A 23,680-nucleotide genomic window follows, 5' to 3' on the forward strand; every position below is an offset into this window, starting at 1 on the left:
GAACTCGAGTGACAAGCAAAGCCCGCTCGGCGACGGCCAAGGCTGCAGCTAACACTGCCAAGGCCGCCAAGACCCAGCGCCCGGTTGCCATCGTTGGCGGCAACCGCATCCCGTTCGCGCGCTCCGACAAGGCGTACGCGAAGGCGTCCAACCAGGATATGTTCACCGCCGCCATCGACGGGCTGGTCAGCCGGTTCGGGCTGCAGGGCGAACGGCTCGGCATGGTTGTCGGCGGCGCGGTACTCAAGCGCGTCGGCGAGCACAGCCTGGTCCGCGAGAGCGTGCTCGGCTCGAAGCTCTCGCCCTACACCCCGGCCCACGACCTGCAGCTCGCCTGCGGCACCGGCCTGCAGTCGATCGTCACCGTCGGTGACGCGATCGCCCTCGGCCGCATCGAGTCCGGTATCGGCGGCGGCTCCGACACCACCTCCGACGCGCCGATCGGTGTGAGCGAGGACATGCGCGAGTGGATGCTCACCGCCAACCGCGCCAGGACCACCAAGGACAAGCTCAAGCTGGTCGGCCAGCTGCGTCCCTCGATGCTGGGCATCGAGATCCCGCGCAACGCCGAGCCGCGCACCGGGCTGTCGATGGGTGAGCACGCTGCCATCACCGCCAAGGAATTCGGTGTCGCCCGCGAGGCGCAGGACGAGCTGGCCTACCTCTCGCACAAGAACATGGCGGCCGCCTACGACCGTGGCTTCTTCGACGACCTGATCACCCCGTTCCTCGGCCTGACCCGCGACGACAACCTGCGTCCCGGCTCGACCGTGGAGAAGCTCTCGACCCTGAAGCCGGTGTTCGGCGTGAAGGCGGGCGAGGCCACCATGACCGCGGGCAACTCGACCCCGCTCACCGATGGCGCGTCGGCGGTGCTGCTGTCCACCGACGAGTGGGCCGCCGAGCACAAACTGCCGGTGCTCGCGCACCTGGTCGACTCCGAGGTCGCCGCGGTGGATTACATCCACGGTCCCGACGGCCTGCTGATGGCGCCCACCTACGCGGTCGCGCGCCTGCTTGCCCGCAACGGCCTGACCCTGCAGGACTTCGACTACTACGAGATCCACGAGGCCTTCGCCTCCGTGGTGCTGGCCACCCTGGCCGCGTGGGAGTCCGACGCCTACTGCAAGGAGCGCCTCGGCCTCGACGCCGCGCTCGGCTCCATCGACCGCAGCAAGCTCAATGTCAACGGCTCCTCGCTCGCCGCGGGCCACCCGTTCGCCGCGACCGGCGGCCGCATCGTCGCCTCGACCGCGAAGATGCTGGCGGAGAAGGGATCCGGCCGCGCGCTGGTTTCCGTCTGCGCCGCGGGCGGCCAGGGTGTGGTGGCGATCATCGAGCGCTAGTCCGCACTGATCACAGCGACGGCGGGTGGTTTCCGGTTATCCGGAGACCACCCGCCGTTCGTTGTCAGACCTCAGCGGCACATCGGATTCGGATGCGGCTCGGCGGACGCCCACGGTCCACAGATGATGAGCTCGAGGAACCCGAGCGGAATGTCCACCAGCGCGGAACCGGTTCCGGCGGAACCCGATTCGGCGATAACGGCCGGTTGGGCGGGGGCGGCCAGCGCGGGGGACGCGCCTGCCGCGATACCGGCGACAGCCGCGGTCGCGACGAGGACTCGGATCATTCGACGATGCATAGCAAGCCTTTCGGGGGAAATCTGAGCAAAGCTAATAGCCACATCGGGTGCCTCGATCCGAGCGTTAGCCATAGCTTCCGGGGGCTTGACCACTTGAATTACCCAGTGCTAGAAGCAATTCGAATGTCAGTTCGCACCGATAGCCGCGGCGAGAAGTGGCCAGGATTTGTGTAGATCCTGCTCCCAGTACCGCCAGGTATGGGTGCCCGCCGAGCGAAATTCGGTGTGGACGGGAATGTTCAATTCCGCGAGGCGAGCGGCTAGGCGCTGGGTGCACAAGTTGGCGGCCGCCTCGATGGCGCCGCCGAGGAGGATCTGGTCGGTCATGCCGATGACCTTTCCTGGCGTCGCACCGGGCGGGAGAGTTTCTGCGGGTCCGGGCAGGCCGTTCGCGCTGGATAGGTAGATTGCCTTGCCGCGCAACCGTTCCGCGTTGAGATAGGCGTCGTTCGCACGCCAGGCCGGGTCGCCGGGTGGACCCCACATGTTGGCCGGGTCGGCTCCGCCACGGGCGAGAACGAGGTCGATGTAGGCGCGGCCCATCGGGTCATCGACCGAGGCGCAGCCACTGTAGGCACCGACGGCGCGGTAGCGATCCGGGGCGGCGATAGCCAGGTTGAGCACCGCCGTAGCCGACATCGACAGGCCCGCGATGGCATTCACGCCGGTGGTGTTCAGAGTGGCGTCGATGATCGGCGGGAGTTCCTCGGTGAGGAAGGTCTGCCACTTGTTGCGGCCGAGCTTCGGATCGTCGCGCTGCCAGTCGGTGTAATACGAGAAGGCGCCCGCCGCGGGCGTGACGACGTTGACGTTCTTGTCGCCGAAGAACTGCACGATGTCGGTCTGGTTGTACCAGTTCGCGATGTCCTCGCCGCCGCCCGCGCCGTTGAGCAGATACAGGGTCGGCCGTGGCGCGCTGGTGTCGTGCGGCGTGATGACCTGCAGCGGAATCACCCGGTCCATCGACGCGGAGTACACGTGCAGCGTCTGTTGCCGCTGACCGGGCCGCTCGATCCGGTCCAGTTTCGATCCGTCGGCACCGGCGGTCCCGATCGAAGCGACCGACAGCGCGATGACAGCGAGCGCGGTGAGCACCGTCCGCTTACAGGTGAACACGAGTCCTCACAGAGTTCGAAACAGCTTGCGACACAGAAGGAGAATGGTGCGCCGGGACGGCAGCGCGAGAGACGTCCCGGCGCACCACGCGCTACGCGATCAGCTACCGATCAGATTGCGCAGCACGTCGGAGATGATGTCGCTCAGCGAGCCGGTGGAGCTCAGCTGGCCATCATCGGAACCAAGCCCGTTGTCACCGAGGCTGCCGATCACGGTCTCGCCCGCGTTGGCGCCGCGCGCGGTGAAACAGGCAGTGAGGCCGGGCATTTCATTGCTGACACCCACGGTGCCCGCCACCCCGACGCCACCACTGGTGACCATCTGGCCCGCCGTGATGCCGCTCGGCACCGGGTAGGTGATGGTCATGGTGACCGGGTTGCCGGAGTTGACGAACCAGCCGGTGCTCGTGACCTTCCAGCCGCCCGCGTTGGGCGTGGCGGTGACGTCCTCGGTGACCTGGCCGCCGACCGCGTGATAGGCGGTGATGGTGGTCTTGGTCGGCGCCCCGAAGCCGACCGGCGGGAAGTCGGTGATGGTGTTGACATACGGGTTGCCGATCCCGGTGGTCCCGACGATCACCTTGTAGGTGACCGAGGTGCCGACACCGATCTGCTCGGCGCTGGCGACCTTGTCGTAGACGTGGGTGACGCCGACGGTGCTCGCGTCTCTCTTCTGCGCGTGACTGCTCACCGCGCAGTCAGCGTCGGCGGCGGCAACGCCGGATCCAAGGCCGACACCGACACCGGCGACGACCAGAGCGGTGGTGGCGACGCCCGCGGCGATACGCGAAGTCCGGAACATGTTTTTCCTCCAAAGCCCCAGCCGAGACGGCCGGAGCTAATTCCTCATCAGGTGGGCTTCCCCCTTCTGACCACAAGGTATAGGTCAGACTGGACGCTTGTCCTGAAAAATAGGAACGTGTTCTCATTTTGTGGAACATCATCGTTTTACTCTCCGGTGCGGGTAACATCCGAGGATTTCGATCCACCCGGATCGACCCGAAAACGCGACAACCGGCCTCCGTCTGGCGACGAAAGCCGGTTGCGGGCGTATAAGGGGCTACTTCTGTGGGAGATCGTTGTGGCCGCCGAACGCCTTTCGGAATATGCGCGTCTGGCTACTTCTGTGGCAGCTCGTTGTGGCCGCCGAACGCCTTTCGGAATATGCGCGTCTGGCTACTTCTGTGGCAGCTCGTTGTGGCCGCCGAACGCCTTTCGCATCGCCGAGAGCATCTTGTCGGCGTACAGGGCCTGGCCACGGGAGGAGAAGCGCTGGTAGAGGGCCGCGGAGAGGATCGGGACGGGGACCGCGGTGTCGATGGCGGCGTCGACGGTCCAGCGGCCTTCGCCGGAGTCGGAGACGCGGCCACCGTAGGAGTCCAGGTCGGGGTCGGCGACCAGCGCCGATGCGGTGAGATCGAGGAGCCAGGAGGCGACGACCGAACCGCGACGCCACACCTCGGTGATGGCCGGGATGTCCAGGTCGTACATGTAGTACTCGGGGTGCTCCATCGGCGTCTCCTCGGCGGAGTGCTCACCGTGCAGATACTCCGAGCCCGCGTTGGCGTGCTGCAGGATGTTGAGACCCTCGGCGTAGGCGCCCATCGCACCGTATTCGATGCCGTTGTGCACCATCTTCACGAAGTGGCCCGCACCGTGCGGACCGCACAGCAGGTACCCCTTCTCCGCCTGCGACGGCTCACCGGTACGACCAGGGGTGCGCGGGGCCGACTCGTAGCCGGGGGCGATGGTCTCCAGCAGCGGCTCGAGGTAGTCGACCTGGGCCTTGTTCCCGCCGATCATCAGGCAGTAGCCGCGCTGTAGGCCGAACACGCCACCCGAGGTACCGATATCGAGGTAGTGAATGCCCTTGGGCTCCAATGCCTTCGCGCGCTTGATGTCCTCGTGGTAGCGACTGTTGCCACCGTCGATGATGATGTCGCCCGGCTCGAGCAGCTCGGCGACCTTCTCGATCACCGCACCGGTGGCACCGGCGGGGATCATCACCCACACCACGCGGGGCACTTCGAGCCTGCCGATGAACTCGGCCAGGTCGGTCGTGCCGCTGAACTTGCCGCCGAGCTCGGCTTCCAGCTCGGGAATGGGCCCTTGGTGGCGCTCGTAGCCGACGGCGGTGTGCCCGTCGCGCACGATACGGCGCACGATATTGGCGCCCATCCGGCCGAGGCCGATCATTCCCAGCTGCATCAGTTCTCCTCGTTGTCCGGCCCCGTGGTGTCGATTCTCACGTCGATTGTCTCGCGCGGTCGCGTCGTGCCGGAGGGCGGCGTCGGCCCACCCGCCGAAATTCTTCCGGATGGGTTGTAACGCCCCGCTCTGGGCCACGATAAACAGATCGGCTCCGTGTAGTTGCCAGACCCCCGACCCGGCAACTACACGGAGCCTTTCGCTTCCTCTGACCCGGTTGCCGAGCTGCCGAGCGCGCCGAAGCGCGTTACCCTCGGGCCGGACCCCGCAAACATCGGGGCCAACCTAACGGAAGGACCTCCGTGCCCAGCGAGTCGACCGCCGGACAACCGGCCGACCGAAGGGGCGAGGTCGGATTACGCAAGCTGCTCGATTCACATCGCACTTTCGATCCGGACACCACCGCCCTGACCCAGCCTCTGAACACCGTGACCCGCGATCGCTGGTCACCCACCCCCGGCCCGGCAGGCGCACAGCCGCCGACCCCGCCGGACAACCAGCAGCTGGTCAAGCGGATCGGGATCGCGGTCGGCGCCGTGCTGGCCGTTGGCACCGCCGCCTACCTGGCCGACCTCGCGTTGAGCACGGGTGAGGTAGCGCGCGGTGTCGTCGTCGCCGGTATCGAGATCGGCGGGATGGATCAGGCCGAAGCCGACGCCCTGCTGCACACCGAGCTCGGACCCAAGGCCGAACGACCGCTACCCGTGCAGATCGGTGATGTGCAGGCGAGCATGGTACCCGCCGCAGCCGGTCTGTCGGTGGACTACGACCGCACCTGGGCCGCCGTCGGCAGCCAGCGCCTGAACCCGGTGAGCCGACTGATCTCACTGTTCGGCACCCGCGAGGTGCCGGTGGCGAGCATCGTCGACACCGCGGCCCTGGACGCACAGCTCGCGAATTTCCGCGTCCACGACAATCCGACCGTCGAAGGCACCGTGCGGTTCGAGAACGGCAGGCCCGTAGCGGTCGCGCCGGTACCGGGCCGCGTGCTCGACACCGAGAGCGCGCGAGCCACCATCACCGACCGCTGGGCCGCGAGCAGCGAACTGGATCTGCCCGTGGTGGCCGCACCGGTCGCCGTGCGCGCCGATGCCGTGCAGGCGGCGTTGCGCGAGATCGCGACGCCGGCTGTCGCGTCACCGATCACCGTGTCCGGCAAGGACGTTACGGCCACGCTGACCCCCGATCAGATCGCCGAGGTGCTCGGCTTCGTGCCCGACGGCAACGGCGGGCTGGCGCCCCAGATCGACAACGACGCCGTAATCGCCGTGCTGGCACCGCAATTGGCGAAGTCCGAGGTGGAACCCAAGGACGCCACCTTCACCGTCGGTGCGGGTAAGCCGACCGTCGTGCCTGCGGTGGTCGGCGAGAAGGTCGACTGGCCGAAGACGCTGGAGAAGCTACCTGCCCTGCTCACGCAGTCGGGTCCGCGCACCAGCCCGGTGGTGTATCAGCGCATCGAGCCCAAGCTCACCACCGAGGCCGCGAGCGCGCTCGGGGTCAACGAGACGATCGGCGAGTTCACCACCGGCGGCTTCAGTGGACCCTCCGGGGTGAACATCCGCACGGTCGCCGCCAAGGTCGACGGTGCGGTGATCAAGCCGGGAGATACGTTCTCGCTCAACGGGTTCACCGGTCCGCGCACCGCCGCGGAAGGTTATGTGGAGTCCGGCATCATCGACAAGGGCAGGCCCAGTACCGCGGTCGGCGGCGGCATCAGCCAGTTCGCCACCACGCTCTACAACGCGGCCTACTTCGCCGGGATGGAAGACGGCGGACACACCGAGCACAGCTACTACATCTCGCGCTACCCGGCCGCACGGGAAGCGACCGTGTTCGACGGGGCGATCGACCTGGCATTCCGCAATACCGGCACGACCGGTGTCTACATTCAGGCGGTCGCCACCGGATCCGACATCACCGTGCGGTTGTGGGGCACCAAAACCGTGAACGTGGAATCGATTACGGGCGAGAAGTCGAAGCCGACCGAACCCAATGAGGTAGTGCTGCCCAAGGGCAAGGACTGCATCGCCTCCGAGGGTGCGCCCGGCTTCACCATCTCCGACACCAGGGTGATCACCGACGCCAAGTCCGGTGCGCAGGTATCGCGGCATACCCGAACGGTGAAGTACGACCCGATCCCGGTCGTCAAGTGCGAGTAGGGTTTCGACGGTAACAGGCTCACGCGGTCGGCGGATTCGCCACCGCGCGAGCCTTTTTCGTCAACAGTTGCAATCGCAGCAGCAACCGTCGCAGCAGCAACCGTCGCCTTTGCCGCAATCGCCACAATTGCTGCAGCAGTCCGCACAATCGCAGCAGTCGCACTTCTTGCGCCAGGCAACGTTGCGTCGACCTGTGCACGGGTTGGTGTGGTCGACACAGCAGGCAAGACCGGTGCAGTAGACGCCGATGAACTGACCGACCGCCCCGAACTTGCCCGGCCGCTCCGGGCGCTTCTCCAGCGGCGACGGAAACTCGTAGGGCGAGTGCTGTTGTGCGGTAGCCGAATTGCGGCACGCGTGACCGACCGCGATGCCGAGACCACGACCGAGTCTGCGCAGCAAGTCGGCAAGGGGATCGAGCAGCGCCCAGCGCACCGTCGGCAGCTGGTCGAGCTCGGCTTCGGACGCGGCCTGCCGGATACGAGATTCGCTCTCGCGCAACAGATCGTAGGCACGCGGCAGATCGGTGCCGGTAGCCTCGAGCGGATTGAAGCGCCCACGGATCCGGTCGCGCTCCAGATCCTCGATGGCGTCGGCCAGATGCGCGATGCGCCCAACGTGGCGACCGATTTCCTGCAGCACCGCAACGTTTTCCGGACGTCCCGCCAACGTCGCGGTATGCCCGAACAGTGTCGCGGCGCAGAGCTGAGTAGGCCCGGTGAGTTCGTCGAGGGTGATCATCTGGACCGCCTGGATGCGCCGATCATCGCGCACCGCATCGGCATCGGCCGACCGCGCACCGGGTAATCGCCCCCGTTCAGCGTGAGTCGCGGGCGAGATCGGGGCAACGAAGCCGGCGGCTCGCGCTTCGAGTGCGGACTGCGAGGCGATCGCCGCGAGCATGGGCGCAACGTCGAGCCCGATCAGATCGGCCTGCCGCTGCGCGCGGGCCGCCCACGTATTCGACACCCCGCGCATCGGTTTGCGGGCGATGGCCGCTACGTCACCGTCATCGACATGGTCGCGAATCTTGGCCGCCCCCAACAACAGTGACGCCGTCGCCGCCAACTGCACCCCCGGCGCACTCGCGCTGACCACCGACGCGCGACGCATCCCCCGCAACGGACACGGTGCCGCCGTCGTACGCACACCAGCCCCCGCCTGCGCCTCCGTGAGGACACTGAGCACGATCGCGTCGGTGTTGGTCGCCGCGCGGGCCAACTGACCGTGCCCGTCCCGCAGACCCAGACACAGCCCGCACATATGCGCCTGCCACTGCCCCGGGTCGATGCCATATCCAGCCGCGCCGTGCGCACACGGCTTCAACACTCCGAACACTGCCACCCCGTCTGCCATTTACGTCTAACGCTGCACAATCGCAGCCAGACGGGCAGACCGCAACAGTTACTCGGACTTCTTCCGACCGGCCAGACCGCGCCAGGCGAGATCGTCGAGCAGGTCGACAGCCTCGGCCACTTCGATCCGCCCGCTGGCCACCCGGTCGGCGATGGCCTCGCCCGCGCCGATCACCGCCGCCGCGACGACCTCGAAATTGGTGCCGGGGTCGGCGTTCTTGGCACTGGATTCCAGCAGCTTCGCGGTGAGCTCGATGACCCGCTCACGGGCGTTGTCGATTTCGGAGGCAAAATTTTGCTGACCGATAGCCTGACGGTAGAGCACCTGCCAGGACTGCCGATTGCGGTCGACGAAATCGAGGAAGCCCTCCAGCGCGGTGCGGACCTGTTCGTGGGGGGTCAGCTGCGGGTTGCCCGCGGGCGCGACGGCCTCGATGAAACGCAGACCCTCGCGCTGGATGCAGGCGCGGAACAGCTCGTCTTTGGAGCCGTAGTAAAGGTAGAGCATGGGTTTGGAGATCTTCGCCTCGGCGGCGATGGCATCCATCGACGTGTCGTGGAAGCCTTTGCGCGCGAACACCTCGACAGCGGCGTCGAGCATCTGTTGCTCGCGAACCGCCCGGGGAAGTCGCTTGGTCCCGCCTGCCATCCACTCTCCTACCGCAGGGTGAACCACCTATATTACTCCAAGGTAAGTTCACCCGCGTTCATTTGCCGCACAGTCGCCGGGTGCGATCAGCAGCCCAGCGCTACGCCCTTGTAGCGCGCCATCCGCAGGACGGAAGTGTCGACCCGGTCGGCGGGCAGTTTGCCACTCGAGACCGACTGTTCCAAACGGTCGAGCACCTGCGGCACCGCATCGCTGCTGATCCACAGCGCATTGTCGGCGCCCGCGACGAGCGTGGCCTCCACCGCGTCGGCGATGGACATGCGGGCGGTGATGGCGGCCATGCCACTGAGATCGTCGGTGAAGATCGGGCCGTCGAACGGCGGGGCACCGTAGCCCTTGCCCTCGCGCAGCAGCGTCATCGCGGCCGGGCTGATGCTGGCGGGCACGTCGGGCTCGGTCAGGCCGGGGACGTCGAGGTGACCGACCATCACCGCCGCGCCGGAGTTCACCAGGTCGCGGAACGGCACCAGGTCGGAGTCCTGCAATTGATCCAGCGGCGGGGTGGTCACGGCGCCGGTGTGCGAGTCGCCGGAACCGGAACCATGGCCGGGGAAGTGCTTGATGACCGAGCCGAGGCCCACCTCGTTGGACGCGCGAATGTAGGCGCCCGCGAATTCGGAGACGACCTTCGGGTCGTCGCTGTAGGAGCGGTCGCCGATCACGCTGTCGGCCGACTGGCTGCTCACATCGGTATCGGGCGCGAAATTGACAGTGATGCCTGCGTCCTTCAGCGCCTTCGACCTGGTCAGGGTGAACTGGTAGTACTCCTGCGGCGACATGGTCTGCGCGACCTCGCGGGCCGACGGCGCGGCACCGATCACGTTCTTCGCGCGCGAGACACGCCCGCCCTCTTCGTCGATGGTCACCATCAGCGGCACCTTGGCCTGAGCCTTCACCGCGTCGAGCGCGGCGCGGTCGAGCAGGCTCGGATCGGTCCAGCTGCCGACGAAGATGCCGCCCACCTGTTCCGAACTCACCACGTTCGAGGCGTCCGCCGAACCGGTGATGCCGACGGTCAGCAACTGGGCGAGCTTCTCTCGCTGGGAGAGTTTGGCGAGATAGTCTGCGCCACAATTGCTTTGGGTAGGGGTCGCTGAAGCGGGCGAACCCGGATCCCCGGCGGCAGACGGGGCAGCCACTGCGCTGCTACTCGCCGCGGGCGACGTCTCGTTCGACGAACCTCCCGAACAGGCGGTGGCAACGGCGGCGAGGACTGCGAACACGACCACAGGCGATTTCCGCATGCGCTCCACGGTAGCTCGCTCCCGGCGCGAACCCCACCACCGCGGTTCGGATTGATACCCGCCATCCGGGGGTAACCTGATGGAAAAACCGCTCCGACCAGCGCAGGAGGTCGTCATGGCATGCGATCGGATGCTCATCGCCTACGACGGTTCCGAACACGCCAAACGAGCCATCGAGTACGCGGGGCGGTTTCTCACCGCCGAACGCGCGATTCTGCTCACCGCATGGGAACCGATGGTGCGCCAGGCCGCGCGCATCTCCGGGCTCGCCGGGGTGATGCAGCCGGACTGGGTGCCCGACGAGGAGATGGAGGACATCGCCTACTCCGACGCCCGCAAGATCAACGCCGAGGGTGTGCACCTGGCGAAACTGGCCGGAATCGACGCCGAACCCCGCACCGCCGAGTGCACAACCACGATCTGGAACGCCATCGTGGATTGCGCCGATGAGCTCGACGTCGACATCATCGTCGCCGGTACGCGCGGTTCTACGGGGCTGCGCGCGCTCTTGCACAGCAGCGTCGCCGAAGCGGTGCTCAAGCACGGTCATCGGCCGGTCTTCCTGGTGCCGCCGGAGCAGTAGCGGTTCGCCACGCTTGGGCTTCGTGGTGGCGCCGAGCACTGAGAGTTCGGTCGCTCTCCCGGATCGGGGCCACGGTCGCGGCGTTATGGTCGAGACACCATGAACGAATTCCTGCTCGCTCGACCCGACGCGGTATTGCGGACCTCGGGCGTGCGCGCGACGTATTCGGATCCTCGGCAGGCGGTCGAGGCGTTGCGTCAGACCGCCGCCCCGAAGTTGATCGTCGGCGCGCTGCCGTTCGATCCGCGGGCGGCGGCCGCGCTCTGGCAGCCCGAGAGCGTGCTGCACACCGCGGGTCCGTGGCGGCCTGCCGCACTGCCGGAGTTGCCCGGGGTGCGGGTGGTGGCCGAGATGCCAAGTGCACCAGAGCATGTGGCGCGGGTGACGAAGCTGGTCGAGCAGCTCGGTGACCCCGCGAACGAGTTGCGCAAGGTGGTGGCCGCGCGGTCGATGGTGCTGGCGGCCGACGCGCCGCTCGACCCGGAGGTGCTGGCCGGACACCTGCTCACCAGGCATCCGAATGCCGCTGTGTACGCGGTCGACCTGTCCGCGGCGGGGCGGGAAGGCGAGACGCTGATCGGCGCGACGCCCGAAGTGCTGGTCACCCGGCACGGCGATCGCGTGAGCCTGCATCCGCTGGCAGGCACGCTCCCCCGCCTCGCCGACCCCGCCGATGACGCGGCACAGGCCCGAGCACTGCTGTCCAGCGCCAAGAATCACGACGAACACGCCTTCGTGATCGAGTGGATCCGTCAGCAACTGGCGCCGGTCTGCGCGCAGCTGCACATCCCCGACGCGCCCGAACTCCTCAGCACCGAACAGGTCTGGCACCTGGCCACGCCCATCCACGGCGTGCTGCGGGATACGTCGACCACCGCACTCGACCTGGCACTGCTGCTGCACCCGACGCCCGCCGTCAACGGCACGCCCTTCGCCGCCGCACTCGACACCATCACCACCGAGGAACCGTGGCGCGGGTTCTATGGCGGGGCGGTGGGCTGGTGTGGCGATGACGGCGACGGCGAATGGGTCGTGGCGATTCGCGGCGGCGAACTATCGGCCGATCAGCGCGTCCTTCGAGCCAGCGCGGGCGGCGGGATCGTGGCGGCCTCCGATCCACTGGCCGAACTCGCCGAGACCACCGCCAAACTTCGCACCCTGCTCGGCGCCCTGCGTTGCGAGCTGCCCAACGACCGACCGAGCCCGCTAGACCTGCTAGGTTGACCGGAGACAGGCCCCGACGCCGAGCGTATTGGAGTGCGCGATGAAGTTTGCTGTTCCGGCTGTTGCCAGCGCGGTCGGCGGCGCCCTGCTGAGCGCGATCGCCGTCTTCGCCATCACGGCGGCCGTCCAGCAGAACACGGCGCCCTCGATCGACCGCAGCGGTGACAAAGACTCCTCGCTGCTCAACGCCCCTGAATACGGCAGCCGCTGAGGCTGACGCCCGCGCGTCGCGCCCCGCATCGGGGCAACCGGACAGGGCGCCACTTGGTTGGCGCTGGCTCGTCGGCTCGGTAGTAGCCGCCTTCGTACTGACCTTCGCGCAGGCGCCCGGCTTCACCGTCGCCGACACCAAATACGACCTCGCGCAGAACCCTCTCGGTTTCCTCGCGCGGGCGTCTCACCTGTGGAGCAGCCAGGCCCCGATGGGCCAGGTCCAGAACCAGGCCTACGGCTACTTCTTCCCGCACGGCACCTTCTTCTCCGCGGGGCACCTCCTGCACCTGCCCGCGTGGGTCACCCAGCGCGTCTGGTGGGCGTTGCTGCTGCTCGCCGGGTTCTGGGGAATCGTCAAGCTGTGCGAAACGCTCGGCATCGGCTCGCGCGGGTCACGCGTGATCGCGGCGATCGCTTTCGCCTTGTCGCCGCGAGTGCTGACCACGCTCGGCTCGATCTCCTCGGAAACCTTGCCGATGATGCTGGCGCCGTGGGTTCTGCTCGCGCCCGCCGCCCTCGGCGTCGCCGTGAACGCGCGGCGGAGCACATCGGCGCAGCCCGACGCGCCCGGAGATCGTGCGGCGTCCGATGCAGAGAACCCCACGATGCGCCGGGGCGGCCCGCTTTCCCCCGCGGGAAGTGCGCTGGCGTTGGCGTTGATGGGGTCGGTCAACGCCGTGGCGACGGTGGCGGCGTTTCTGCCCGCGGCGCTGTGGTGGGCAACCTATCGACCGAATCGGCAGTGGTGGCGGTTTACCCGGGCGTGGATTCCGCTGCTGGTCCTTGCCACTTTCTGGTGGGTGGTGCCGCTGCTACTGCTCGGCAAGGTGAGTCCGCCGTTCCTCGATTTCATCGAGTCGTCGGGGGTGACGACGCAGTGGGCGGCGTTGAGCGAGGTGCTGCGCGGGACCGATAGCTGGACACCGTTCGTCTCGCCGGAGCGGATCGCCGGTGCGGTGCTGGTGACCCAGCCCGCCGCGGTGCTGGCGACCGGCTTGCTCGCGGCGGCGGGAATGGCCGGACTCGCGCGGTCGTCGATGCCGTATCGGGGCAGATTCGCGCTGATCCTGTGCGTGGGGCTGGCGGGGATCTGTGCGGGGTACGTCGGGACGCTCGGTGGGCCGTTCGCCGAATCGGTGCGGATCTTCCTCGACTCCGGCGGTGCGCCGCTACGGAATGTGCACAAGCTCGAACCGCTGATCCGGCTGCCACTCGTGGTGGGGCTGGCGCACCTGCTCGGCCGTGTCGCCCTGCCCGCTTCCGTACCGATGCCGGTGTGGCGCAGCTCTTTTGCCCATCCCGAGCGCGATCGGATGGTCGCGGTCGCCGCGCTGATCCTGGCCGCGCTCACCCTCGCGACCTCACTGGCGTGGACCGGCAGGCTCGCCCCGCGCGGCGCCTACGACCGGGTGCCCGCCTACTGGACCGATACCGCCGACTGGCTGGCCGACAATGCCGCCGGCACCCGCGCGCTCGTCGTTCCCGGCGCGCCGTTCGGCAGTCAGATCTGGGGACTCACCCGCGACGAACCGCTGCAAGCCCTGGCGAGTACCCCATGGGCCGTGCGTGATTCGGTTCCGCTCAATCCGCCGGGCACGATTCGCGCGATGGATTCGGTGCAGCGGCTGATCGCCGACGGCAGGCCGTCGACCGGTCTCGCCGCCACCCTCGCCGACCAGGGCATCGGAATCCTGGTGTTGCGCAACGACCTCGACCCCGAGACGTCGCGTTCCACCCGTCCGATACTGGCGCACCGCGCGATCGAGGGCTCGCCGGGGCTCACCAAGGTGGCCTCGTTCGGCGCGAACATCGGGCCGCGCGCGGCGGATGCGGGGCTGGTGGTCGACAACGATCTGCTGCCCACCTATCCGGCGGTCGAGATCTACCGCGTCGACGTGCCGCCACCCGGCACCCCCGTCGACGTGCGCAGCGGCACCGGCGCACCACCCGGATTCCCCGGCGCCTACACCACACCCTTGGATTCGATCCCCGTCGTCCGAGGCGGTCCCGAAGTTCTGGAGCGCGTGCGCCGAGACGGTGAGAACCCCACGGCACCAGTGCTTCTCGAAGCAGACGCGCGACGTGCCGGGTTACCGCCGCAGCCCGTACTGGTGACCGACACCCCGATGGATCGCGAGACCGATTTCGGCCGGGTCGACAATCACAACTCGGCGGTCCGCGCCGCCGGCGACGCCCGGCGCACCCACAATCTGGTCCCCGACTACCCGGTCGACGGCGCCGAACTCGTGCAGGGCGAGTGGTCGGGCGCGAAGGTCACCGCGTCCAGCTCCGCCGCCGACGCCACCCAGATCGGCGGGGCGGCGCCCGGAAGCTCCACCGCGGCCGCCGTGGACGGCGATCCGAGTACCGCGTGGATCAGCAACGGGTCCGAATCGGCTCTCGGGCAATGGATTCGACTCGATCTGGACAAGCCGATCGCCAACGGCTCGCTGCGCTTCACCACCACGGCGGCGGCGCTGGGTGATCCGGTGAAGTGGGTCGAGGTCCGCACCGCACGCGGGACGGTGTCGGCGCGGATCACCGAACCCGGCGAGCCCGTGTCGGTCGCGCTGCCCGCGGGCACATCCGACTGGGTGATGATCTCCGCGGCCCGCACCGAAACCGGCACGCGTGGTGGGCAATTCGGGATCAGTGAGCTCACGCTCGACGACTACTCGAATCGGGAAGCGCCGGTGCGCGTCGACATCCGGCACCGGATCGTGCTGCCCGATGTCGCCGCGGGCACGATTGTCAGCGGGTGGGATCTCGGACAGGAATTCCCCGGTCGCGGTAATTGTTTCGACGGTCCCGACCGCGTGCACTGCAGCAAGGGACTCGGTCTGCCCGCCGAAGAGCCCGGTGTCTTCGGCCGCACGCTCTCGGTGCCGGAGCCACTCACCGTCGGCACCGACCTCACCGTGCGCACCCGACCCGGGCCCGCGCTCGAGGCGTTGCTCACCGACCCGACCCGGCCGGTGGCACGTGGCAAGGCCGACGTCGCCGACCTGCGCGGTGCCGCCTTCGCCGCCACCGATGGCGACCCGAAGACCACCTGGACCGCACCGGAGTCCACCGTGCGCGGCCTCGCGGGCGGCAAACCCACACTGGTACTGGAACTTCCGGAACCGGCAACGGTGACCGGACTCGACATCACCACCGCACTGGGCGGACTGCCCGCGACAGCCACCGCTGTCGCGGTGAACCTGGGCAACGGCCCGCAGATCCGCGAGCTGCCCGACCGCGAGCACGGCGAACCGGCCCGAATCTCGCTGTACCCCACCGAGACCGATCGCGTCGAGATCAGCATCCAGAGCTGGAACGAGGTCCTCGACCGCACCGCACTCGGCTTCATCCTCACCCAGCCCGCCGGCCTGGCCGAAGTCGAAGTGCTCGGCCCCGAGTACCCCGCGCATGCCCCCGGCGACCGGCTCGTCACCATCGGCTGCGACGCGGGGCCGGTGATCGCCATCGGTGGGCGCGCCGTCCACACGACGATCACCGCCACCGCCGACGAACTCCGCTCTGGCGCTCCGGTTTCCGCGAAACCGTGCCCGCAGGACGCAGCCGGCATCGAACTACTCCCCGGCCACCCCGACCTCACCGTCGCCCCCACCGAACTGTTCACCGTCGACCGGCTACGCCTGCCCCGCACCGACCCCTACCCCGGCAAAACCCAGACCGACGCCACCCCAGAAACCCCTGCCGACCTCAGCGAGACCACGGCAGCGCCTCCCGATGCCACACCGGAAAACCCCGCCGATCTCAGCGAGACCACGGCAGCGCCTCCCGATGCCACACCGGAAAGCCCCGCAGATCTCAGCGAGACCACGGCCGCGCCCATCGAGGCCACACCAGAAGACCGCGCCGATCCCGGAAATTCGGCTCCGGGTACTCAGCTGCTGGTTCTGCCGCTGAGCACCAATGTCGGCTGGCAGGCGCACACCGCCGACGGGCGGGAACTCTCGCCCATCGTTGTCGACGGTTGGCAGCAGGCATGGCTCGTTCCGCCAGAAACCACCGGGGAGATCACGGTGTCGTTCCCGGCGGACCGCTGGTATCGACTGGCGATCTTCGGCGGGCTCCTGCTGCTGATTCCCCTTGCACTGCTCGCGATTCCGCGCCGACGTGCGGTTGCCGATGCCGGACCCGCACCGACCACCTGGGGCGTCAACTGGATCTCGGCGATCGGGCTGACCGGCATGATCGCCGTCATCTCGGGACCGATCGGTGCGGCATTCACGCTGATCGCGTTGGGCTGCAGCTACTTCCGGCCCGCGGTGACGGCCCCGACCCTGCCCTGGATCGCCGGCGTCGGGACACTTGTCTCGGCGGCGGCCCTGTCGACCGGGACCTGGCGCTCCGGCACCGAATACATGGGTGGCTCGCTGTGGGCCCAGGCACCGGCCGTCATCGCGGTCGTCGCCGTCGGGGTCGCGGCACTCCCACGCCGCCGCTGACCGCGAGTCAGCGCACCGCCGAACTCCCGACCGATTCCGACCCGCGTTCGGCGCGCGCGGACGCGGTCCGCCGATCCCAGCGGGCCGCCCAGCGGCGCGACGGTTCTTCGATCAGCGCGAAGCTCGCGGCGGCCAGCGGGAGGGTGAGGGCGGTGGTCAGGATGAGCACGTACAGGAAGTGGCCGTGGAAGGGCATGATGCCGAAGACCGGGAAGACCACGGTGAGAACCACTAGGTGCCACAGGAAGATGCCGTAGGACCAGCGGCCCAGGATCGCGGCGGTTCGCGATTCCAGCCAGCGGTGCGGGGCGTCGGCCCGGCGCACCACCAGGGGCGCGAGCAGGCAGAAGCCGAGGATCATGCCGAGCACCATCTTCATCGCGTACTGCCACGGTTGCGCGCGTTCCAGACCGGCCGGGCCGCCGAACTCCGTCGCCGAGAGCAGGAACGCCGCGAGCGCGAGCGCCCACATCAACGGCTGACTCGACAGGATCCGGGCCCACCGGACATCAGGGCGCACGAGGTGGATCAGCTCCGCCAGGAGCATGCCCGCCGCGAACCACGGCAGGTAGGCGGGCAGCCAGTTGTCGGCGTGGATCGCGTCCGGCGTGGGGATCGGCCACAGGTTCCAGGTCAGACACACCGCGACCAGCCCGCACAGCACCGGCACCCGCCACCGGGCCGCGGGGCCGCGCAGTCGCACGACCAGCCATGCCAGCAGCGGCAAGACCAGGTAGAACGCCATCTCCACCGACAGACTCCACATCTGGGTGAGCCCATCGGTCAACGTCAGCGGTACGAACACCTGCAGCAGGTTCAGATTCGACAGCCACACCCGCAGGTTCGCCGAATGCACCGCGCCGGGCAGCAACAGCAAGACGAACACCACGACGACCCAGTACGCGGGCATGACCCTGGCCACCCGGTGCAACAGGTAGCGCGAGGTCCTCGGCGCGCGGCCGAGACCGTGCGCGGCCGCCGCGTGCGGACGCCACAGCAGGAAACCCGACAGCGCGAAGAACACCGCGACCGCCATATCGAAGCGTTCCAGGATCGGGCCGAGGACCGGCATCCGACTCGTTCCGGTCTGGAACGCGACGTGCGTGACCAGCACACCGAGCGCCGCCATCCCGCGCATCCCTTCGAGGGCGGGAATGAAGGCGCGCGGGGCCGAAACAGGGGCGGTAGCGGTCGTCATCGATGTCCAGTCTGCCGTGTCGGCGATTTCCATGGCACAGCACCGCACCTTCGGAGCCTGGGCTGTTAGTGTCGGGGCTCACGAGTGCCTGTGGCGCAATACCAGACCACCGGGCCATCCGTGTTCGAACGACGAGGAGAGTTTGCATGGCACTGAGTGCCGGTACCAGAAGAACGGTCGCCTGTGTGCTCGTGGGTCTGGGCGCGGCATTACTCGTCGCCGCGCTGATGATCCCCACCTACACGGTGAGCAAAGTAGCCAAGACTCCACTCGATCTCGAGATCACCACGATCGCGGAGAATCAGCCGGGCGAGGAAAGCCTCGTTCTCGACTCCAAATCGCTGACCTCCGGTGACGGTGCCGCCGTGGTGAACAAGGATGTGCCGCTGATCTCCCAGCGTTTCGTCACCGTCGAGGAGCCCTCCGACGCCGACGAGATGACGCTGCAGGCAGGTCAGACGCTGCGGCGCACCGACGTGCAGGGCGACACCGGCCTGCTCAGCGCCGTCATCGACCGCGTCACCATCTCGCGCACCACTGGCATGCCGGTGGATACCGACCCCAACGGGTCGATCGCGGTGACCGTGAACAAGGAGGGCAGCGTCATGGAGCCGGTGCAGCACACCGGCATCGGCTACCGCTTCCCGATCGGCACCGAGAAGAAGACCTACCCGTACTTCGACATCAACGTGCGCAAGTCCTTCGACGCGAACTTCATCGAAGAGACCGAGATCAACAACATGAAGGTGTACCGGTTCCAGATGACCGCGCCGGTCACCAGCACCTGGGACGTCGTGCAGTCGCCCACCAACCGGCTCACCCTGCCCGCCGCCAAGTGGGGCGTCGAGGGTGGCGACACCCCCGTCACCATGACGCGCTACTACACCAACGTGCGTGACCTGTGGGTCGAGCCGCAGACCGGCACCGTGATCAAGGGTGGGGAGTCGATCCACCTGTTCTACGCGCGATCCGGCGACAAGCCCGAGGTCACCGCGCTGAAGTCGCACCTGGTGTTCGACGAGGCGACCGTCGAGTCGCAGATCGCCATCGCCAAGGAGAACACCGACAAGCTGTCGCTGTTCGGGCGCGTGGTGCCGATCGTGTTCGGTGTGCTCGGCGTGCTGGCGCTGCTGGCCGGGTTGTTCCTCGGGCTTCGCGGTGGTGGCACTCCGGCTCATGCGAGTCCTCGGCGCTCGCGTCCGACCCCTGCGCCTACCGCTGCGCCTGATGACACTGCTCGTCGGTGGGACGGCGATGACGCGCCGACTACGCAGTTCCCTCGTGGGGACTATGACGCTCCTACTGAGCAGATTGATATCGACAAGCGTCCCTGAGTACTGATGCTGATCGACGGCCCTGGTCATTGACCGGGGCCGTCGTGTTTTTGGGGACATGTCGGGTTTTACCGGGTCTGGGGCGGTGGACCTTGCTGCTCAGGCAAAACCGAGCCCCGGGCGGTAGACCTTGCTGTGTTTGTTGGAGCGCTGACGCGCTCGAGTCGGGGCCCTTCGGGCCCCCGATCTTCCCTCCCTCCGGGTACTCCTTCGTCGCACCCTCCGGTCAGTCCAGATCGGGGCGGGCCCCTCCGGGTAGGGACACATCAGGATTACCCGGTCCGGGGGGACACGACTTCGGTCAGTCCAGGTCAGGGCAGGCGCCACCGGAGAGGGGCACATCAGGATTACCCGGTCCGGGGGGACACGACTTCGGTCAGTCCAGGTCAGGGCAGGCGCCACCGGAGAGGGGCACATCGGGTATTGCGTGGGGTCTGGGTGTGGTGCGGGCTGTTCGGAGGACGACGACGGCGACGATTGTGGTGGTGACGGCGGCTATGGAGACGGCGGTGCTGATCAGGGATTCGATGGTGCGGGCGAAGGTGAGCATCAGGGTTATCTCGACGGCCAGGCCTATCCAGGTGACGGCGGCCAGGGCGGTGCGTTCGACGGCGATCGCTGAGAGCAGGGCGCCCTGGAGGACCGCCAGAATCGCGCCGTGCAGGGCGAACAGCCACAGCATGCCCTGAATGGGTGCGTAGTCGGCGCCGGCGAACAGGGGGGCCAAGGGAGCGGCCAGCGCGGCGCCGAGCACCGCGACGACGCCGATCACCGAGAGCACCGCGAGGGCGTCGCGGATCGCGCGGGCCGAATGGGTGGGCTGGGCCATGCGGGGATACAGCACAACGCCGACCGCTTGCGGCAGCCAGAACGCGATCTTGGTGGCGATGGTGCCCAGCGAGTAGCGGCTCGCGTCGACCTCGTCGAGCACGATGCGGACCACGATCAGGTCGACCGAGGACAGTGCCATCAGCGCAGCTTGCACCTGAACAGCGCGCAGCACCGGCATCACGCCGACAGATTTCGTCATGGATTCCGGCTCCCGGTCGGTGGCCGTTGCCCCGACTTTCGTACCGGCCGCCGGTTCTCGACTGTCCCCGGCACCGCTGCCGGCATCGATCGGCAGATCCGTTGCCGCGGTCGTCGAGCGAGCGATTCGACCGGCGACGATCGCCGCGCCGACGATGCCCACCGCGCCCGCCCACAGCGCACCGGCAGCACCGCCGCCCAGCGCGAGCGCGAGCAGCGCGGGCACCACCCGTGCCGTACCCGCCATCGCGAGCACCGTCGCGAGCGCGCGGAAATGGTTGCTGCCCTGCAAGATTCCCTGTTCGCCGGAGAGGATCACCAACGCGGGCGCCGCACCGAGCGCGGCGGCTGCAGCCCACACGCCTACGTTCAGCACGCCGGCCACCACCGGAATCAGCACTACAGCGACCGCGGCGACCAACGCGGCACACCGCCACATCATCGCCCGCACGGCCCGCGGCGACGAGCCGCGTACCACTTCTCGGGCCACCACGTTCTGCATGGCCAGGGCGGGGACCGCGCACAACAACTGCACCGCGAGCAGACTCGCGAACTCGCTGTACCCCTCGACCCCCAGCCAGCTCGCGGCCAGCAACTGCAGCAGGTAGCCGGCGACGTTGGCGGTCATCGCGCCAGCCGTCACCCAGGTCAGATCGGCGACAACGGGCGGGCGGCGGACTGAGGACACGCCTCATCGTCGCACCCCACTGTGTTCGCCATCACGCCCACCCCGAAAATGTGAGTCCGAGCGGACTCACCTCGAGCGAGTGCGCCCCGAACAGCGCCTATTCGACCCCGCCCACGGCCACGCCCGACGGGACGTAAGGTGCGTGGACGTGACGAGTAGCGCGCGAGCAAGGGCCTTGGTCGCCGGATACTGCGCGCTGCTCACGATGATCATCGTCGGACCGCTGGCGGGATCGGGCTACCTACTGCTGCGGGACGCGGTGAGCACCCCGCGCGCGTACCTCACCGATTCAGCACTCGGCTTGGGCGCCGCCGCCCCTCGCGCCGTTCCGCAGGACGCCCTACTCGCGGTGCTCTCGCCGGTCATCGACGGCGGGATTCTGGTGAAGGCGATCCTCATCGTCGCGCTGTGGTCGGCCGGGTACGGCGCGGCGGTACTCGCACGACGATTCGTCTCCGCTTCCACCGGAGCGCAATTGGTCGCCGCAACCCTCGCGTTGTGGAATCCCTATGTCGCGGAACGACTTCTGCAGGGGCATTGGAGCCTGCTCGCCGGATACGCCGCCCTTCCATGGACCGCCCTCGCCGCCGCGCGCATCCGAACAGCCACGGGCGGAACAGAACCCCGACGCTTCGGGTTTGCCGCCCGCAGCGGATCGCTCGGCGGGTGGGCCGCGCTGACCGCGAGCTTCGCCGCCGCCGGGTTGACGCCGACCGGCTCGTTGCTGGCCGCCGTCATCGGGCTCGCGCTGGTCGGGCGGCGAGCCTTTCTCCCTGCCATCGTTGTCTGGATCGCGACCTGCGCGCCGTGGCTGACCGCGACCGCGCTCGGATCGGGGGCCGAGCCGTCGGACCCGGCCGGGGTCTCGGCGTTCGCGGCACGCGCCGAACCGTGGCTCGGCACGCTCGGCAGCCTCGCCGGGCTGGGCGGGATCTGGAACGGCGAAGCGGTACCAGCGAGCCGAACGACCCCGCTCGCCCTGGTCGGCACGCTGTTGCTGCTCGGCATGGTCGCCTTCGGGGTGCGGGCGGTATGGGCGCTCGGCCGTAACGGGCGGGCACTGCTGGTGATCGCGGCGGTGGCGATCGTGCTGCCCGCCCTCGGCGCGACCAGCTGGGGGCTGGCGGCCGGGGAATGGTTGATGGTGCATGTTCCCGGTGCCGGGCTGCTGCGGGATACGCAGAAGTACGTCGCATTGGCGATGCCCGCGTACGCGCTGTGCGCCGCGGCCGCGTGCCGGACCGTCACTACGGCAAGTCGCCGACTGCTCACCGAAGTTCAGCCAGGGAGCCCTTCGGATGCGGATTCAGCAGACACCGGAGGCGATCACGCCAACGAGCCGGACGCAGCGCACGACCAGGGCTCGAATCCCGCACGCCAGGTGCCGAATACAGCCATCGAGTTGCCGATATCCGGCGCACACGCGACGCCCCACCCACATACCTCCGGAATACGAGCCACCGCAGCCCTTTTCATTCTGCTCATCACTCTCCCCCTGGCCGACCTGGCCTGGGGAGTCGGCGGCGCCATGCGTCCCGCCCACTACCCCGCAGGCTGGCAACAGGTGGTCGATCACATCGACGCGCCCGGCGACATAGCCGTACTCCCCGCCGGAATGTTCCGCCGATTCCCCTACAGCGGAACAGCTCCCGTCCTCGACCCCGCTCCCCGCATCCTCCCCAACGACGTCCTGCAAACCGGCGAACTCCGAGTCCGCGGCTACGCGGTAACCGGCGAAGGCAACCGCGCCCGCACCGTCGAGGAAGCACTACTGCGCGGCGCCCCGGCCACCGAACTCGCAGCCATGGGCGTCGGCTGGATCCTCATCGAACGAACCACCCCCGGCCCCCTCGGCACCTCCGAAACCACCCTCGCCACAGCCGAATTGAAGTATCAGGACCAAGATCTAGCCCTCTACCGCATCCCCTCCCCCACCCTTCTGGACACCGCCACTCCCTCCCAACGCCGAACCTCCACCGCGGCCCACCTCCTCTGGGCCGCCGCCCTACTCGCAGGACTGATCGCCGCAGCACTACGCCCGCACCGCACGCCACCGGAGTGTCGTCCGGCGAGTCAACCGCGTGTCGCCTGACAGGCCGGTAAATAGAACAAAATTCCCATTACCGATCTAGAGTTGTTCTCACAGCATGAGGCGACTGGAGGCGTTGGCCTCGGCACTGCTTCTGGCGGGTGACCGCGACGACGCGCAGATCTACACCGAACTTGTCGAACTAGGCCTCGGTAATACGCGAGGCGCCCAACTGTGGAGGAAACTGATGTCTGTGGACTTGTCGTTCTTCCGCTCCGAGACCTCACAGCGCCTTCGCGAGGAAGGCCGCGAGAAGGGCCTAGAGAAAGGCCTCGAACAAGGACGCGAAGAGGGCCGTGATCAGGGAGTGGCTGACAGTATTCTGCGCGTCCTGGCTCGTCGCGGCGTGACCGTTTCCGCTACGGCGGAAACCAGGATCACCTCATGCCATGATCGGGACCAACTCGCTGACTGGCTCGACCGGGCGATCGCCGCGACGGACGTCGACGACCTGTTCGCTGATTGA

The 23,680-nt window shown here is 68.1% G+C and carries 18 protein-coding genes; 9 read left to right on the plus strand and 9 right to left on the minus strand.

Annotation, left to right across the window (positions count from 1 at the left end):
• The first annotated feature begins 8 nt into the window (after window positions 1-8).
• Window positions 9-1,346: an acetyl-CoA C-acetyltransferase gene (locus ACTWPB_RS28390; protein WP_446223525.1), complete on the plus strand. Its 1,338-nt coding sequence runs from the start codon at window positions 9-11 to the stop codon at window positions 1,344-1,346.
• A 71-nt stretch (window positions 1,347-1,417) separates the two neighbouring features.
• On the opposite strand, the gene ACTWPB_RS28395 is transcribed toward ACTWPB_RS28390, so the two are convergent.
• The 4 genes from ACTWPB_RS28395 to gnd form a co-directional block, all read right to left on the minus strand.
• On the minus strand, window positions 1,418-1,633 hold the full coding sequence (locus tag ACTWPB_RS28395; protein ID WP_446223526.1) for a hypothetical protein: 216 nt from the start codon (window positions 1,631-1,633) through the stop codon (window positions 1,418-1,420).
• 138 nt (window positions 1,634-1,771) lie between these two features.
• The gene (locus tag ACTWPB_RS28400; RefSeq protein ID WP_446226517.1) at window positions 1,772-2,740 is read right to left on the minus strand and encodes an alpha/beta hydrolase; all 969 of its coding nucleotides are present in this window, start codon (window positions 2,738-2,740) and stop codon (window positions 1,772-1,774) included.
• A gap of 120 nt (window positions 2,741-2,860) precedes the next feature.
• Window positions 2,861-3,562, minus strand: coding sequence for a hypothetical protein (locus ACTWPB_RS28405; protein WP_446223527.1), 702 nt, complete (start codon window positions 3,560-3,562; stop codon window positions 2,861-2,863).
• Window positions 3,563-3,936: 374 nt separating this feature from the next.
• Entirely contained in the window at window positions 3,937-4,968 is a 1,032-nt protein-coding gene (gnd, locus tag ACTWPB_RS28410; RefSeq protein ID WP_446223528.1) for a phosphogluconate dehydrogenase (NAD(+)-dependent, decarboxylating), read from the minus strand.
• Between the two features lie 302 nt (window positions 4,969-5,270).
• Here gnd and ACTWPB_RS28415 point away from each other — a divergent pair, with 302 nt between their 5' ends.
• Entirely contained in the window at window positions 5,271-7,130 is a 1,860-nt protein-coding gene (locus tag ACTWPB_RS28415; protein ID WP_446223529.1) for a VanW family protein, read from the plus strand.
• A 60-nt stretch (window positions 7,131-7,190) separates the two neighbouring features.
• Here ACTWPB_RS28415 and ACTWPB_RS28420 read toward each other — a convergent pair whose 3' ends face one another.
• The 3 genes from ACTWPB_RS28420 to ACTWPB_RS28430 all read right to left on the minus strand — a co-directional run bounded on the left by ACTWPB_RS28420 (window position 7,191) and on the right by ACTWPB_RS28430 (window position 10,399).
• On the minus strand, window positions 7,191-8,486 hold the full coding sequence (locus ACTWPB_RS28420) for a DUF5685 family protein (protein WP_446223530.1): 1,296 nt from the start codon (window positions 8,484-8,486) through the stop codon (window positions 7,191-7,193).
• Window positions 8,487-8,534: 48 nt separating this feature from the next.
• On the minus strand, window positions 8,535-9,134 hold the full coding sequence (locus tag ACTWPB_RS28425) for a TetR/AcrR family transcriptional regulator (protein ID WP_446223531.1): 600 nt from the start codon (window positions 9,132-9,134) through the stop codon (window positions 8,535-8,537).
• An 86-nt stretch (window positions 9,135-9,220) separates the two neighbouring features.
• A complete protein-coding gene (locus ACTWPB_RS28430; RefSeq protein ID WP_446223532.1) occupies window positions 9,221-10,399 on the minus strand; it encodes a glycoside hydrolase family 3 N-terminal domain-containing protein in 1,179 nt (392 codons plus the stop codon).
• A 115-nt stretch (window positions 10,400-10,514) separates the two neighbouring features.
• Here ACTWPB_RS28430 and ACTWPB_RS28435 point away from each other — a divergent pair, with 115 nt between their 5' ends.
• The 4 genes from ACTWPB_RS28435 (at window position 10,515) to ACTWPB_RS28450 (ending at window position 16,876) form a co-directional block, all read left to right on the plus strand.
• Window positions 10,515-10,982, plus strand: coding sequence for a universal stress protein (locus tag ACTWPB_RS28435; RefSeq protein WP_446223533.1), 468 nt, complete (start codon window positions 10,515-10,517; stop codon window positions 10,980-10,982).
• Window positions 10,983-11,081: 99 nt separating this feature from the next.
• Window positions 11,082-12,206: an isochorismate synthase gene (locus tag ACTWPB_RS28440; RefSeq protein WP_446223534.1), complete on the plus strand. Its 1,125-nt coding sequence runs from the start codon at window positions 11,082-11,084 to the stop codon at window positions 12,204-12,206.
• A gap of 40 nt (window positions 12,207-12,246) precedes the next feature.
• The gene (locus ACTWPB_RS28445) at window positions 12,247-12,417 is read left to right on the plus strand and encodes a DUF2613 domain-containing protein (RefSeq protein ID WP_022566695.1); all 171 of its coding nucleotides are present in this window, start codon (window positions 12,247-12,249) and stop codon (window positions 12,415-12,417) included.
• Entirely contained in the window at window positions 12,398-16,876 is a 4,479-nt protein-coding gene (locus tag ACTWPB_RS28450) for an alpha-(1->3)-arabinofuranosyltransferase domain-containing protein (protein ID WP_446226518.1), read from the plus strand. Before ACTWPB_RS28445 ends, ACTWPB_RS28450 begins: the two co-directional genes overlap by 20 nt.
• A 7-nt stretch (window positions 16,877-16,883) precedes the next feature.
• On the opposite strand, the gene ACTWPB_RS28455 is transcribed toward ACTWPB_RS28450, so the two are convergent.
• A complete protein-coding gene (locus ACTWPB_RS28455) occupies window positions 16,884-18,074 on the minus strand; it encodes an acyltransferase family protein (RefSeq protein ID WP_446223535.1) in 1,191 nt (396 codons plus the stop codon).
• Window positions 18,075-18,220: 146 nt separating this feature from the next.
• On the opposite strand from ACTWPB_RS28455, the gene ACTWPB_RS28460 reads away from it, so the two are divergent.
• Entirely contained in the window at window positions 18,221-19,408 is a 1,188-nt protein-coding gene (locus ACTWPB_RS28460; RefSeq protein WP_446223536.1) for a DUF3068 domain-containing protein, read from the plus strand.
• Between the two features lie 376 nt (window positions 19,409-19,784).
• On the opposite strand, the gene ACTWPB_RS28465 is transcribed toward ACTWPB_RS28460, so the two are convergent.
• A complete protein-coding gene (locus ACTWPB_RS28465) occupies window positions 19,785-21,065 on the minus strand; it encodes a polysaccharide biosynthesis protein (protein ID WP_446226519.1) in 1,281 nt (426 codons plus the stop codon).
• Between the two features lie 208 nt (window positions 21,066-21,273).
• Between ACTWPB_RS28465 and ACTWPB_RS28470 the strand changes: the two genes are divergently transcribed.
• Both ACTWPB_RS28470 and ACTWPB_RS28475 read left to right on the plus strand, forming a co-directional pair.
• A complete protein-coding gene (locus ACTWPB_RS28470; protein WP_446223537.1) occupies window positions 21,274-23,217 on the plus strand; it encodes a hypothetical protein in 1,944 nt (647 codons plus the stop codon).
• A gap of 73 nt (window positions 23,218-23,290) precedes the next feature.
• A complete protein-coding gene (locus ACTWPB_RS28475) occupies window positions 23,291-23,680 on the plus strand; it encodes a hypothetical protein (RefSeq protein WP_446223538.1) in 390 nt (129 codons plus the stop codon).

This window comes from Nocardia sp. IBHARD005, assembly GCF_052814245.1.

What these genes read in the sequence shown, in the direction of transcription:
- ACTWPB_RS28435 (WP_446223533.1), top strand. Translation starts at nt 10,515, where the DNA reads ATGGCATGCGATCGGATGCTCATCGCCTACGACGGTTCCGAACACGCC.
- ACTWPB_RS28405 (WP_446223527.1), bottom strand. Translation starts at nt 3,562, where the DNA reads ATGTTCCGGACTTCGCGTATCGCCGCGGGCGTCGCCACCACCGCTCTG.
- ACTWPB_RS28445 (WP_022566695.1), top strand. Translation starts at nt 12,247, where the DNA reads ATGAAGTTTGCTGTTCCGGCTGTTGCCAGCGCGGTCGGCGGCGCCCTG.
- ACTWPB_RS28425 (WP_446223531.1), bottom strand. Translation starts at nt 9,134, where the DNA reads ATGGCAGGCGGGACCAAGCGACTTCCCCGGGCGGTTCGCGAGCAACAG.
- ACTWPB_RS28460 (WP_446223536.1), top strand. Translation starts at nt 18,221, where the DNA reads ATGGCACTGAGTGCCGGTACCAGAAGAACGGTCGCCTGTGTGCTCGTG.
- ACTWPB_RS28430 (WP_446223532.1), bottom strand. Translation starts at nt 10,399, where the DNA reads ATGCGGAAATCGCCTGTGGTCGTGTTCGCAGTCCTCGCCGCCGTTGCC.
- ACTWPB_RS28465 (WP_446226519.1), bottom strand. Translation starts at nt 21,065, where the DNA reads ATGACCGCCAACGTCGCCGGCTACCTGCTGCAGTTGCTGGCCGCGAGC.
- ACTWPB_RS28395 (WP_446223526.1), bottom strand. Translation starts at nt 1,633, where the DNA reads ATGATCCGAGTCCTCGTCGCGACCGCGGCTGTCGCCGGTATCGCGGCA.
- ACTWPB_RS28420 (WP_446223530.1), bottom strand. Translation starts at nt 8,486, where the DNA reads ATGGCAGACGGGGTGGCAGTGTTCGGAGTGTTGAAGCCGTGTGCGCAC.
- gnd (WP_446223528.1), bottom strand. Translation starts at nt 4,968, where the DNA reads ATGCAGCTGGGAATGATCGGCCTCGGCCGGATGGGCGCCAATATCGTG.
- ACTWPB_RS28440 (WP_446223534.1), top strand. Translation starts at nt 11,082, where the DNA reads ATGAACGAATTCCTGCTCGCTCGACCCGACGCGGTATTGCGGACCTCG.
- ACTWPB_RS28455 (WP_446223535.1), bottom strand. Translation starts at nt 18,074, where the DNA reads ATGACGACCGCTACCGCCCCTGTTTCGGCCCCGCGCGCCTTCATTCCC.